Raw genomic sequence first — 12772 nt, 5'->3', positions numbered from 1 at the left:
GGAAGGGCACCCAACCGATGACCGATCCGTCGTTACGCGGCCAGGCGCTGCGCACCCTGCTCGCCGCGTTCCCGGACGCGACCGCACCCGACTGGGTGCGCCGGCTCGGCGACGAGGGGCTCGGCGGGGTGGTCCTGTTCGGCCACAACATCGTGGACGAACCCCAGATCACCGGGCTGATCTCGACGTTGCGTTCGGACCGGCCGGAGCTGATCGTGGCGCTCGACGAGGAGGGCGGCGACGTCACCCGGCTCGGCTACACCTCCGGGTCGCGCTACCCCGGCAACGCGGCGCTGGGCGCGGTCGACGACGAGAACCTGACTCGCCAGGTGTACGCGGCGCTCGGCGGCGAGCTGGCCGCGCTGGGCATCACGCTCGACCTGGCCCCCACCGTCGACGTCAACTCCGCGCCGGACAACCCGGTCATCGGTACCCGCTCGTTCGGCACCGACCCGGCCCGGGTCGCCGCGCACACCGTCGCCGCGGTCCGCGGTCTCGGTGACGCCGGCGTGGCCGCCTGCGCCAAGCACTTCCCCGGGCACGGCGCGACCCGGGTCGACTCGCACGAGGCGGTACCGGTGGTGGACGCGCCCCTGTCGGTGCTGCGCCAGCGCGACCTGCCGCCGTTCGCCGCCGCCATCGGCGCCGGTGCGCCGGCGATCATGACCGCGCACCTGCGGGTACCGGCGCTCACCGGTGACCTGCCGGCCACCTTCAGCCGGGCCGCGCTGGGCGACCTGCTGCGCGGCGAGCTCGGCTTCGGCGGCGCGATCATCACCGACGCGCTGGAGATGGGCGGCGCCGCCGGCGATGCCGGCATGGGCCCCGCCGCGGTCCGGTCGCTCGCCGCCGGCGCCGACCTGCTCTGCCTCGGCTCGCGGATCACCGAGGAGCTGGTCGAGGCGACGGTGGCGGAGATCGTCGCCGCCGTGCACGACGGTCGGCTGTCCGCCGAGCGGCTCGCCGACGCCGCCCGCCGCTCCGCCGTCCTGGCCGCCGCCACCCGGGCCGACCGGGCCACCGGCGGCGTTCCGGCGCCGGTACCGGACGAGATCGGGCTCGCCGCCGCCCGCCGCGCGCTGCGCGTGTACGGCGCGCTCCCCCGCTCGCCGCGGCCGCTGATCGTCGAGCTGGACGCGCCACCCACGATCGCGGTCGGCGAGGTGCCCTGGGGGCTGCTGCCCTACCTGGAGGCGGCCGACGCGCCGGCCGACCTGGTCCGGCTGCGGCCGCTGTCGGACGAGCCGATCGACGTGGACGCGCTGGCCCGCCGGGCCGCCGGCGGGCCGCTGATCCTGGTCAGCCGGGACACCCACCGGCACGCCCGGATCCGCGAGGTGATCGAGCAGATCACCGCCGCCTACCCGCAGGTGGTGCTGGTGGAGATGGGCTGGCCGGCGTGGCGGCCGCCGCGCGCGGTGGGCTACCTCGCCACCTTCGGCGCCGGCCCGGCGAACGCCCGGGCGGCCGCCGAGGCGCTGCTCGCCGGCTGACGGGCGCGCGCCGGCCGGCGGCGGGCGCGGTAGCGTGGCACGGCCAGCGCGAAGCCCGTCCGTGGAGACGTCATGTCCTACCCGCCGACCGGCGGCCCGCAGTACCCGCCGCCGTACGGTCAGCCGATGCCAGCGCCACCGATGTCGAACCCACCGGTGCCGGGCCCACCGACGAGCGGCGCGCCCGGTGTCCCGCCGTACCAGCCGGCGCCCGCTCCGGCGATGCCGCCGCAGTCCCCGCCGTACCCGTCGGCGCCGTACCCGGGGGCGCCGGCGCAGGGCGGCCCGTACCAGTCGGCGCCGTACCCGAGCGCGCCGGGCCAGGGCGCGCCGGGCCAGGGTGGCCCGTACCAGTCGGCGCCGTACCAGGGCGGCGGTGCGCCGGCGCCGAACGGGCAGTACCCGGCGCAGGGGGCACCGCAGTACGGCCCGCCCGGGTACGACCCGTACCGGCCGATGCAGCTGGGGCAGCCGCGCTCGAGCGGGTTCGGGGAGGTCGCCGCCGGCGTGGGCAGGACGCTCGCGATCCGGCTCGCGATCCGGATCGGCGTCGCCGTGGTGGCCGCGATCATCGCGGTGATCATCGCCATCGTGAAGATCGCCGCCAGCTGACCGGCTCCGCCGCCTCGCCGGACCCGACCACCGACCGGTGACCGCCGGCCGTCCGTGACGGCAACGCGACGACACATCGCGAGGACGGATGAGCGCGGCGTAGTGCGCGACGGCATGTCGGTGGATACCGTGGACACCGATGACCGGACGAATCCCGATCGAAGCCGTTTCCCCCGTCGTGGACTGTGGCCGGGCGCCGGCCAAGGCCGTCGTCGGCGAGTGGGTCACGGTCTCGGCGACCGTGTACCGGGAGGGCCACGACGCCCTCGGCTGCGCCGTGGTCTGGCGCAGCCCGGCCGGGCTCAAGCAGCCCTTCACCCGGATGACCGAGGTGGAGTCCGGTACCGACCGGTGGGCGGCGCCGATCCGGCCGGACCTGATGGGCCGGTGGAGCTACTGCATCGAGGCCTGGAGCGACCCGTACCGGACCTGGCGGCACGCGGTGGTCGCGAAGCTCGACGCCGGGCAGGGCGCCGAAGATCTGGCGAACGATCTCGCCGACGGCGCCGAGGTGCTGGTGCGCGCCATCCGGCTGGTGCCCAAGCAGGACCGGCCGCGGGTCACCGAGGCGGTGCTGGCACTGCGCGACAGCTCCGCCGACCTGGCCCACCGGGTCGCCCCGGCGCTGACGCTGGAGCGGCTGCTGTGGTGCTACCCGGTGCGTGACCTGGTGTCCCGCTCGTCCAGCCAGGCGATCTGGGTGGATCGGCCGCGGGCGGCGTTCGGCTCCTGGTACGAGTTCTTCCCGCGCTCGGAGTCCGGCCACGCCGCGGTGGAGGGGACCCCGGAACACGGCAGCTTCAAGACGGCGGCGGAGCGGCTGCCGGCGATCGCCGACATGGGCTTCGACATCGTCTACCTGCCGCCGATCCACCCGATCGGGCTGGTCAACCGCAAGGGCGCCAACAACGCGCTGGTCGCCGGGCCGGACGACCCGGGCGTGCCGTGGGCGATCGGTTCGGCCGACGGCGGCCACGACGCGGTGCACCCGCAGCTGGGCAGCCTGGACGACTTCGACGCGTTCGTCGCCCGTACCCGCGAGCTGGGCATGGAGGTGGCGCTCGACCTGGCGTTGCAGTGCGCGCCGGACCATCCGTGGGTGCGCGAGCATCCCGAGTGGTTCACCCAGCGGGCGGACGGCTCGATCGCCTACGCGGAGAACCCGCCGAAGAAGTACCAGGACATCTACCCGCTCAACTTCGACCGGGACCCGAAGGGGCTGCGGGCGGAGATCCTGCGGGTGGTGACGCACTGGATCGACCACGGGGTGAAGGTGTTCCGGGTGGACAACCCGCACACCAAACCGGTCAACTTCTGGCAGTGGCTGATCGAGCAGGTGCACGCCGACCACCCGGACGTGCTGTTCCTGGCCGAGGCGTTCACCCGGCCGGCGATGATGAAGGGTCTGGCGAAGGCCGGCTTCACCCAGTCGTACACCTACTTCACCTGGCGCACCAGCAAGGCGGAGCTGACCGAGTTCGGTGCCGACCTGGTCGCCAGCGCCGACTTCATGCGGCCGAACCTGTGGCCGAACACGCCGGACATCCTGCACGCGAGCCTGCAGCAGGGCGGCCCGCCGATGTTCACCATCCGGGCGGTGCTGGCCGCGACCCTGTCGCCGTCCTGGGGTGTGTACTCCGGCTTCGAGCTGTTCGAGCACGTCGCCCGGGCCCCCGGCAGCGAGGAGTACCTGGACTCGGAGAAGTACCAGCTGCGGCCGCGCGACTGGGCCGCCGCGGCGGCGTCCGGGCACACCCTGGCGCCGCTGATCACCCGGCTCAACGCGGTCCGGCGGGCCAACCCGGCGCTGCAGCAGCTGCGTGACCTGACGTTCCACCACGTGGACAACGACGCGGTGTTGTGTTTCTCCAAGCGGGATGCGGCGAGCGGCAACACCGTCCTGGTGGTCTGCTCGTTGGACCCACACAGCGTGCAGTGGGGGAACACCGCGCTCGACCTGCCGGCACTCGGTGTCGGCTGGTCGGACCGGTTCGCCGTGCGGGACGAGCTGACCGGCGCCGAGTACGACTGGGGCCAGTTCAACGCGGTCCGGCTCGACCCGTACGAACAGCCGGCGCACCTGCTGACCGTGCACCCGCACGGCTGACCCACCCCGAGCCACACCCACCCCCCACCCACACGACAACAGAGACAACGGCGAAGCGCGAGGTGCGCGGTGAGTGAGACGACCCTCCGGCGACCCCCGGAGGCGGGCAGGACGGGCCCCGACGACGGACGGCCGGACATCGACGACGGCAGTTACGTCACCGCCGACGGGCAGGTGTCGCATCCGGTACCGGACGACTTCCGGTCGGCGCGCAGCCTGCCGGCGGATCCGCACTGGTTCAAGCGGGCGGTGTTCTACGAGGTCCTGGTGCGGGCGTTCAACGACTCGTCCGCGGACGGCTGCGGCGACCTGCGCGGGCTCACCGCGAAGCTGGACTACCTGTCCTGGCTCGGGGTCGACTGCCTGTGGCTGCCGCCGTTCTACGCCTCGCCGCTGCGCGACGGCGGGTACGACATCAGCGACTTCTACCAGGTGCTGCCGGAGTTCGGCACGGTGGAGGACTTCGTGCTGCTGCTGGACGAGGCGCACCAGCGCGGCATCCGGGTGATCACCGACCTGGTCATGAACCACACCTCCGAGGCGCACCCGTGGTTCCAGGAGTCGCGGCGCAACCCGGACGGCGACTACGGCGACTTCTACGTGTGGTCCGACGCCGACGAGCGGTACCCGCAGGCGCGGATCATCTTCGTCGACACCGAGGAGTCGAACTGGACGTTCGACCCGGTGCGCCGGCAGTTCTACTGGCACCGGTTCTTCTCCCACCAGCCGGATCTCAACTACGACAACCCGCGGGTGCAGGAGGAGATGCTCTCGGTGCTGCGGTTCTGGCTGAACCTCGGCATCGACGGGTTCCGGCTGGACGCGGTGCCGTACCTGTTCGAGCGGGACGACACGAACTGCGAGAACCTGCCGGAGACGCACGCGTTCCTGCGCAGCGTGCGCAAGGTCGTCGAGGACGAGTATCCGGGCCGGGTGCTGCTGGCCGAGGCGAACCAGTGGCCGACCGACGTGGTGGAGTACTTCGGCGATCCGGACGTCGGCGGCGACGAGTGCCACATGGCGTTCCACTTCCCGCTGATGCCGCGCATCTTCATGGCGGTACGGCGCGAGTCGCGGTTCCCGATCTCGGAGATCATGGCGCAGACGCCGGCGATCCCGTCCGGCTGCCAGTGGGGCATCTTCCTGCGCAACCACGACGAGCTCACCCTCGAGATGGTCAGCGACGAGGAACGCGACTACATGTACGGGGAGTACGCCAAGGATCCGCGGATGCGCGCGAACATCGGCATCCGGCGCCGGCTCGCCCCGCTGCTGGACAACGACCGCGACCAGCTGGAGCTGTTCACCGCGATGCTGCTGTCGCTGCCCGGCTCGCCGATCCTGTACTACGGCGACGAGATCGGCATGGGTGACAACATCTGGCTCGGCGACCGGGACGCGGTGCGTACCCCGATGCAGTGGACACCGGACCGCAACGCCGGGTTCTCCCAGGCCAACCCGGGCCGGCTCTACCTGCCGACGATCATGGACCCGATCTACGGCTACCAGGCGATCAACGTGGAGTCGCAGCTCAACTCGTCGTCGTCGCTGCTGCACTGGACCCGGCGGATGATCGAGATCCGCAAGCGGCACCCGGCGTTCGCGCTGGGCGACTTCCACGACCTGGGCGGCTCCAACCCGTCGGTCCTGTCGTACCTGCGGGAGTACCGCGGGCACGCCGAGGAGGGCGACGAGTCCTCGCCGGAGATCCACGACGTGGTGCTGTGCGTCAACAACCTGTCCCGCTTCCCGCAGCCGATCGAGCTGAACCTGCGGCAGTGGGAGGGCTGGGCACCGATCGAGCTGTCCGGGCTGGTGCCGTTCCCGCCGATCGGAGAGCTGCCCTACCTGCTCACGCTGCCCGGGCACGGGTTCTTCTGGTTCCAGATCAGCCCGCGGGACGAGGTCACGTCATGAGCCCCACTGCCACCGACCGGGCGGTGGCGCTGGCCGGCGCGTTCGCCCGGTGGCTGCCCGAGCAGCGCTGGTTCGCCGGCAAGCACCGCTCGATCGAGGCGGTGACCCCGGTGTCGGCCGTACCGCTGGGCGACGTGCAGCCACGGCTGGACCACCTGGTCGTCGAGGTGCGGTACGCGACCGGCGAGCCGGAGCGCTACCAGCTGCTGGTCGGCTGGCGCACCGCGCTGCCGGAGAAGCTGGAGCACGCCCGGATCGGTACCGTCGGCAGCCACGTCGGGTTCGCCGGGCTGTGGGACGACGAGCTGGCCGACCTGCTGCTGGGCGCGTTGGCCGGCGGCGAGCAGCACGGCGGCCTGGTGTTCCGGCCGGAGCCTGGCGCGACCATCACCCGCGGCCTGCCGAGCCGGGTGGTCGAGGTGGAGCAGTCGAACTCGTCGGTGGTGTTCGACGAGGAGTCGATCCTGAAGCTGTTCCGCCGCCCCACCCCCGGCGCCAACCCGGACGTGGAGCTGAACCGGGCGCTGCGCCGGGTCGGCTGCCCGCACGTGGCGCCGCTGCTCGGCGAGATCGGCGGCGAGCTGTCCGGCGCGGCCGTGTCGTACGGGATGCTGTCGGCCTACGCGGCGAACTCGGCGGACGGCTGGGCGATGGCCACCGCGAGCGTGCGCGACCTGTTCGCCGAGGGCGACCTGAAGGCGGACGAGGTGGGCGGCGACTTCGCCGCCGAGGCGCACCGGCTCGGTGCGGCGGTCGCCGCGGTGCACACCGACCTGGTCACCGCGCTGGGTTCCGGCCAGCGGGACGCCGACGGGCACGCCGAGCTGTCCGCGGCGATGATCGGCCGGCTCGCCGACGCGGTGCGTACCGTGCCCGAGCTGGCCCGGTACGCGGCCCGGCTGGGCGCGGAGTTCACCGCCGTCGCCGACCTCACCGCGCCGTACCCGATCCAGCGCATCCACGGCGATCTGCACCTCGGCCAGGCGCTGCGTACCCCGACCGGCTGGCTGCTGATCGACTTCGAGGGCGAACCGGTCAAGCCCCTCGCCGAACGGGTCCGGTCCGACTCGCCGCTGCGCGACGTCGCCGGGATGCTCCGCTCGTTCGACTACGCGGCCGAGCACCTGCTCGTCGGCGAGGGCGCCGACCACCAGCTGGAGTACCGGGCGCAGGAGTGGGCGGCGCGCAACCGGTCGGCGTTCACGGCCGGGTACACCGAGGCCGCCGGCCAGGACCCCGGCCGGCACCGCACCCTGCTGCGCGCGTACGAGCTGGACAAGGCGGTGTACGAGGTGGTCTACGAGGCGCGGCACCGGCCGGCCTGGCGGTGGATCCCGCTGCGCTCGATCGCCCGGATGCTCGGCTTCGAGGTGCCGCCGCCCGGCGACCTGCCCAGCGCCTGACCGACCCGCCCGGCACCGGGCCGAACGGGAGTACCGAGCGCGACGAGACGCGATACGACAGGTTTTTCCGCCGAAAGCCTGACCATTGCCGAATGTCTCCTTCCGAGTACCGTATGGCAGGAAACGGGATTCAACGACGGTCTCATCCCCAGCCGAGGCGAGCCCCCGCCCCGGCACCGTGAAGGAGGAACCCGTGCCGATCTCCCCTGCCCCGCACCGCCTCGCCCGCACGATCCGAACCCTCGCCGCCGCCGTCGGCCTCGCCGCGGCGTCCGCGCTCAGCCTGCCCGCCGCCGCCACGGCGGCGCCGTCTGCGCCCAGCGCCAGCCGACTCGCCGGGGTGGGCGCCGCCGTGGCGAACACCGGCATCGGCGGCATCGCCTGGTACACCGACACCGCGGCCCACCGGGTCGTGGTGACCGCCGACAGCACCGTGTCGGCCGGCGAGCTCGCCACGATCCGGAAGGCCGCCGGCGACACCGCCGCGGTGCACGTCACCCGCACCGCGGGCGTGTTCCGTCCGCTGCTTTCGGCCGGCGCCGCCATCTACGGCGGCCAGTACCGGTGCTCGCTCGGGTTCAACGTGGTCAAGGGCGGCACCTACTACTTCCTCACCGCCGGGCACTGCGGCCAGGTCGCGGACACCTGGTACACCGACTCCGGGCACCGCACCCTGATCGGGCCGACGGTCGGCTACACGTTCCCCGGCCACGACTACGCGCTCGTCCGGTACGACAACAGCTCGCTGAGCCATCCGGGCGGCTTCACCGCGGCGAACGCGTACGTCGGCGAGTCGGTCAAGCGCACCGGCTCGACGTCCGGTACGCACAGCGGCACGGTCACCGCGCTGGACGTCACCGTGCACTACTCGGGCGGCGGCGGTACGGTGCGCGGCCTGATCCAGACCACCGTCTGCGCCGAGCCGGGCGACTCCGGCGGCCCGATGTACGACGGGTCCAAGGGCCTCGGCATCACCTCCGGCGGCAGCGGTGACTGCACCTCCGGCGGTACCACGTTCTTCCAGCCGTTGCCGCAGGCCGCCAGCGCCTACGGCGTCACCGTCTACTGACCGCACCCGTCGGCGCCCCGCCGGTCACCCGACCGGCGGGGCGCCGCGGCGTCACCGGCGGCAGGGCGCATCCTTGACCCGAGGCGGTGGCAGGGGGCAGGACGACACGCCATGTTGACGATCGGGGACTTCGCCCGGCACGGCCGGGTGTCGGTACGGATGCTACGGCACTACGACGCGCTCGGGTTGCTGGCCCCGGCCCGGGTCGACGCCGCCACCGGCTACCGGTACTACACCGCCGACCAGCTGGCCCGGCTGAACCGGATCGTGGCGCTGAAGGAGCTCGGGCTCAGCCTCGCCCAGATCCGCGCCGTGCTCGACGACCAGCTCTCCGCCGAGCAGCTGCGCGGGATGCTGCGGCTGCGGCACGCCCAGCTGCGGCAGCAGATCGAGGCGGACACGGCCCGGCTGGCCGGCGTCGAGGCGCGGCTGGCGGTGATCGAGCGCGAGGGGCACCTGCCCACCGCCGAGATCGTGCTCAAGAACCTCCCCGCGGTTCGCCTGGCGCAGCTGACGGGCGTGGCCGCGAGCTGGGACCCGGCGGACATCACGCCGGTGATCGTCCCGCTGTACGGGCGGCTGCGCACCCTGCTCGACGCGCACCACGTGCGGGCTGCGGCGGCCGACATCGCCTGGTACACCGACGATCCGGGCGGCGGGGTGCTGGTGCACGCCGGCGTGCCGGTGGCGGTGGCGCCGGACCCGGCGTACCCGTTCGAGGTGGTCGACCTGCCGCCGGTGGCGACCGCGGCGACGCTGGTGCACCACGGTGCGATGGCCGAGTCCGACCCGTCGTTCCAGGCGCTCGGGCGCTGGATCGGCGACCACGGGTACCGGTCCACCGGATACCGCGAGCTGTACCTGTCCTGCCCGGGGCCGGACCAGTCCGACTGGGTCACCGAACTCCAGGAACCGGTGGAGCGGGAGTGACCGGCGGACACCCGATGTGTGCCCGTGTCGTACCCGGTGGGTAGGCTCCGCGGTCATGACTGGGCGAGGTTTGGCCGAGGTCGTCGACGCGAGTTGGGCTGACGCGTTGACGCCGGTGGCGGAGCAGATCAGTGCGATGGGCGACTTCCTGCGGGCGGAGAACGCGGAGGGCCGGGGCTACCTGCCGGCCGGCGACCGGGTGCTGCGCGCCTTCACCCAACCGCTCGCCGACGTGCGGGTGCTCATCGTCGGGCAGGACCCCTACCCCACCCCGGGCGACGCGGTCGGGCTGTCGTTCTCGGTCGCGCCGGAGCGCCGCATCCCGGCCAGCCTGCGCAACATCTTCCGGGAGTACTGCGACGATCTGGGCTACCCGAAGCCGGCCACCGGCGATCTGACCCCGTGGACCGAGCACGGCGTGCTGCTGCTCAACCGCTGCCTGACCGTGCAGCCGGGCAAGCCGGCCGCGCACCGCGGCAAGGGCTGGGAGAAGGTCACCGACGCGGCGATCCGGGCGCTGGTGGCACGCGGCGGCCCGCTGGTCGCGATCCTGTGGGGGCGCGACGCGCAGTCGCTGCAGCCGTTGCTCGGCGACACCCCGGTGCTCAAGAGCGTGCACCCGTCGCCGATGTCGGCCGACCGCGGTTTCTTCGGCTCGAAGCCGTTCACCCGGGCCAACGACCTGCTGGTCCAGCAGGGTTCCGGCCCAGTCGACTGGAAGCTGCCCTGAGCACACCGGACGCCGGTGGTGCTGGGCACCGCCGGTGGCCAGGCGTCGGTGGGGTCAGGCGTCGCCGGCGCTGTCGCCGGTGAGCGCGGCGAGGTGGTCCGGCGCCGGCCCGGCACCGCGGTCGTGGCGTTCCAGCGCCCGCCGCCGCTTGGCGTCGTCGTAGAACCGGCGCGCCCAGTACGAGTCGGGGCGGGCCAGCCGGATCGCACCCACCCACCAGACCGGGTGCAGGAACACCCCGGCGGTCACCATGCCCTGCTTGCCCTTCAGCCCGGTGATCACCGCCGGTACCAGGTAGATCAGCATGACCCCGACGACGATCAGGATCTCTACGAGCGCGTCCATCTCGGCAGCCCCTTCCACGGCAACGACGCCGGCAGGCTAGCCAGGCCGGGACGGGACCGGTCCCGTCGGCGGATCGTTCGGGCTGCTCAGTCGAGGTGTGCGTCGAGCAGGGCCAGGTCCGGCGGGATCAGCGTGGTGGACAGCATCAGCTCGCGCAGCAGGTTGTGGTTGAGCGTGTTGCCGACCGGTTCGCCGACCTCGTCGCGGGTCAAGCCGGCGACCCCGGCGGTCGACAACCGGGTACGCACCGCCGCGACGTGATGCTCGACCCGCTTCGGCGTCCACCCGGCGTCCGGGTACAGCTCGGCGAGCTGGTCGGCGGCCTGCCGCCAGGCGAGCGGCTGCGGGTGCGCGTCGTGCCGCAGGTAACGCTGGCCGAGCACGACCAGTACCGCGCGTTCCTCGTCGGCGAGGCGCCACAGCCGGGGCGGCTGGGTCTCGTCCAGCGGGCGCTCACCCGGGCGGTCGCCGGCGTCGGCCGCGACGTACACCTCCAGCAGGTGGTCGCGGTCGGCCGAACCGCGCACGAACAGCGGCGAGTAGCCGGTCGCGAGCGGCACCGGCTCCTCGCCGTGGAACAGCAGCCGCGAGCCGGGCAGCCGGATCGGCAGCCGTCCGGTGTTGCGCACCCACCAGCGGCCGCTGGTGTGCAGCAGCACGCCGTGCCGTCGGCTGACGCCGCGGTCGTCCACGCCGACGCAGACGTGCACGTCCTCCTGGTTGCGCCCGAAGAGGATCGTGCGTCCCTCCCGGGGCCGCATCTCGATGCCGCCCCGGACCGCCAGGACGAAGATCGTGCCCGGCACCGACTCCGGTACGCCGAACGCCAGGCTGTCGTGGCCCGGCGGCAGTTGCTGCCCGCCACCGGTTCGTCGCCGTGTCCCGCCCTGCACGACCACCGCCTTTCGTCCGGTTTATTCCTAGCACGACCGGTCCGCCCCCCGGCGCCGGCCGGGACCCCTCCCGGGCGGGGGCGGCTAGAACCTGAGTGCGGCGCGTGCCCGGCACGAGCCGCACTTCGGGGGTACGACGCGGTGCGCGGCGGTGGCTCGGTCGCCGCCCCGCACCACGTCGCCGTCCCGCACCGTGTTGTCGGCACGCATCGGATCGTCGTCACGTCGAGGTCCTTGCGCATCAGGCCATCGCGCGCCAGGCCGTCGTGCAACGGGCCGTCATGCACCGGGCCGTCATGCACCGGGCCGTCATGCACCAGGTCGTTGCGCGTCGGGTCGTCGTTGTGCACGGGGTCGTCGTTGCGTGTCGGGGCGTCAGGGTGGCGGCAGGCGGTGGGCCGCGGCACCGGCCAGCCGTTCGGCGAGCGGGCAGTACCGCTCGCCGGCGCCGTCGCCCTGCACGACGAGGTACAGCAGTTCCTCGGTCGGTCCGTTCCGCGGGTCGTCGTACCGGCGTTGCACGACCTGGACCAGGCAGGTGCCGTCGCCGTCGCCGTCGGCGGTGACGAACGCGGACCGGCCGGCAAGCCGGATCGGTCGACCGTCCTCGCTGGTCAGCGGCTGGTTTCGGTCGAAACGCCAGCGCAGCGAGGTGTGCTTGGCGCCGTCCGCGGCGCAGTCCCAGCCGGCGAAGCCGCGGTCGATCGGGGTGGCCACCCCGGACACGCCACGCAGCAGCGTGCAGCCGTCGACCCGGCCGAGCGAGCCGGTCGGGAACGGCGCGCGCCGCGGCACCGTACCGCGGCGCAGCACGCCGACCGCCGCGGTCGTCGCGGTGTCGGCGACCGGGCACAGGTCGGCCCTCCCGTCGCCGTCGAGTACCGCGACGACCCAGACCCGGTAGCCGCCCGGTACCGGGATCTCTCGGGCGCACGCGCCGTCGTCCTGCCTCTCCCGGTGCACCGGGAGTCCGGCGACGGTGGCGCGCGGCCCGGGTACCGCGCCGACGTCGAACTCGACCTGCACGTCGAGGTCGGCGCCGTGGTCACGGTCGACTATCGCGTCGCACCGGTTGAAGTTGCCGTAGGCGGTCTGCACGTCCACGTCGCCGTACCGGCGCAGCCCGGCCGGGTCGAGCAGCGCGCATGGGTCGGCGGTCGCGGCGTCGCCGAGCGAGGGCCGCGGTGCCGGCCGCACCGCGTCACCGCCGACCGCGACCGCGAACGCGGCGGTGAGCGCGGCAACGGCCACCGCGGCGACCGTACGACGCAGC

At 73.4% G+C, this 12772-nt stretch carries 11 protein-coding genes; 8 read left to right on the top strand and 3 right to left on the bottom strand.

Features of this window, described 5'->3' with window-relative positions; all coding sequences use genetic code 11:
* Positions 1 to 17 precede the first annotated feature (17 nt).
* The 8 genes from NUM_RS17970 to NUM_RS17935 all read left to right on the top strand — a co-directional run bounded on the left by NUM_RS17970 (position 18) and on the right by NUM_RS17935 (position 10261).
* On the top strand, positions 18 to 1493 hold the full coding sequence (locus NUM_RS17970; RefSeq protein ID WP_207126038.1) for a glycoside hydrolase family 3 protein: 1476 nt from the start codon (positions 18 to 20) through the stop codon (positions 1491 to 1493).
* 126 nt (positions 1494 to 1619) lie between these two features.
* On the top strand, positions 1620 to 2105 hold the full coding sequence (locus NUM_RS17965) for a hypothetical protein (RefSeq protein ID WP_207126037.1): 486 nt from the start codon (positions 1620 to 1622) through the stop codon (positions 2103 to 2105).
* Between the two features lie 139 nt (positions 2106 to 2244).
* Positions 2245 to 4212: an alpha-1,4-glucan--maltose-1-phosphate maltosyltransferase gene (locus tag NUM_RS17960; protein WP_207126036.1), complete on the top strand. Its 1968-nt coding sequence runs from the start codon at positions 2245 to 2247 to the stop codon at positions 4210 to 4212.
* Positions 4213 to 4281: 69 nt separating this feature from the next.
* On the top strand, positions 4282 to 6129 hold the full coding sequence (gene treS / locus NUM_RS17955; RefSeq protein ID WP_225918657.1) for a maltose alpha-D-glucosyltransferase: 1848 nt from the start codon (positions 4282 to 4284) through the stop codon (positions 6127 to 6129).
* The gene (locus tag NUM_RS17950) at positions 6126 to 7532 is read left to right on the top strand and encodes a maltokinase N-terminal cap-like domain-containing protein (protein ID WP_207126035.1); all 1407 of its coding nucleotides are present in this window, start codon (positions 6126 to 6128) and stop codon (positions 7530 to 7532) included. The genes treS and NUM_RS17950 overlap by 4 nt, the downstream gene beginning before the upstream one ends.
* A gap of 193 nt (positions 7533 to 7725) precedes the next feature.
* Positions 7726 to 8601: a S1 family peptidase gene (locus tag NUM_RS17945; protein WP_225918656.1), complete on the top strand. Its 876-nt coding sequence runs from the start codon at positions 7726 to 7728 to the stop codon at positions 8599 to 8601.
* Positions 8602 to 8712: 111 nt separating this feature from the next.
* Positions 8713 to 9531: a MerR family transcriptional regulator gene (locus NUM_RS17940; protein ID WP_207126034.1), complete on the top strand. Its 819-nt coding sequence runs from the start codon at positions 8713 to 8715 to the stop codon at positions 9529 to 9531.
* A 55-nt stretch (positions 9532 to 9586) separates the two neighbouring features.
* A complete protein-coding gene (locus tag NUM_RS17935) occupies positions 9587 to 10261 on the top strand; it encodes a uracil-DNA glycosylase (protein ID WP_207126033.1) in 675 nt (224 codons plus the stop codon).
* Positions 10262 to 10315: 54 nt separating this feature from the next.
* Here the strand turns inward: NUM_RS17935 and NUM_RS17930 are convergent, their stop codons facing one another.
* The 3 genes from NUM_RS17930 to NUM_RS17920 all read right to left on the bottom strand — a co-directional run.
* Positions 10316 to 10606: a hypothetical protein gene (locus NUM_RS17930; protein ID WP_207126032.1), complete on the bottom strand. Its 291-nt coding sequence runs from the start codon at positions 10604 to 10606 to the stop codon at positions 10316 to 10318.
* Between the two features lie 86 nt (positions 10607 to 10692).
* Positions 10693 to 11499: an FHA domain-containing protein gene (locus NUM_RS17925; protein WP_207126031.1), complete on the bottom strand. Its 807-nt coding sequence runs from the start codon at positions 11497 to 11499 to the stop codon at positions 10693 to 10695.
* 375 nt (positions 11500 to 11874) lie between these two features.
* On the bottom strand, positions 11875 to 12772 hold an 898-nt coding region (locus NUM_RS17920; RefSeq protein WP_207126030.1), incomplete at its 5' end, for a hypothetical protein.

Source organism: Actinocatenispora comari (assembly GCF_017312725.1).
Lineage (GTDB): Bacteria > Actinomycetota > Actinomycetes > Mycobacteriales > Micromonosporaceae > Actinocatenispora > Actinocatenispora comari.
The sequence above is the reverse complement of the archived record's forward strand: the minus strand, read 5'-3'. Positions and strand labels throughout refer to the sequence as shown.

Coding starts and splice junctions, on each gene's coding strand:
- NUM_RS17970 (WP_207126038.1), top strand. CDS start 18: ATGACCGATCCGTCGTTACGCGGCCAGGCGCTGCGCACCCTGCTCGCC.
- NUM_RS17930 (WP_207126032.1), bottom strand. CDS start 10,606: ATGGACGCGCTCGTAGAGATCCTGATCGTCGTCGGGGTCATGCTGATC.
- NUM_RS17965 (WP_207126037.1), top strand. CDS start 1,620: ATGCCAGCGCCACCGATGTCGAACCCACCGGTGCCGGGCCCACCGACG.
- NUM_RS17935 (WP_207126033.1), top strand. CDS start 9,587: ATGACTGGGCGAGGTTTGGCCGAGGTCGTCGACGCGAGTTGGGCTGAC.
- NUM_RS17950 (WP_207126035.1), top strand. CDS start 6,126: ATGAGCCCCACTGCCACCGACCGGGCGGTGGCGCTGGCCGGCGCGTTC.
- NUM_RS17960 (WP_207126036.1), top strand. CDS start 2,245: ATGACCGGACGAATCCCGATCGAAGCCGTTTCCCCCGTCGTGGACTGT.
- NUM_RS17940 (WP_207126034.1), top strand. CDS start 8,713: ATGTTGACGATCGGGGACTTCGCCCGGCACGGCCGGGTGTCGGTACGG.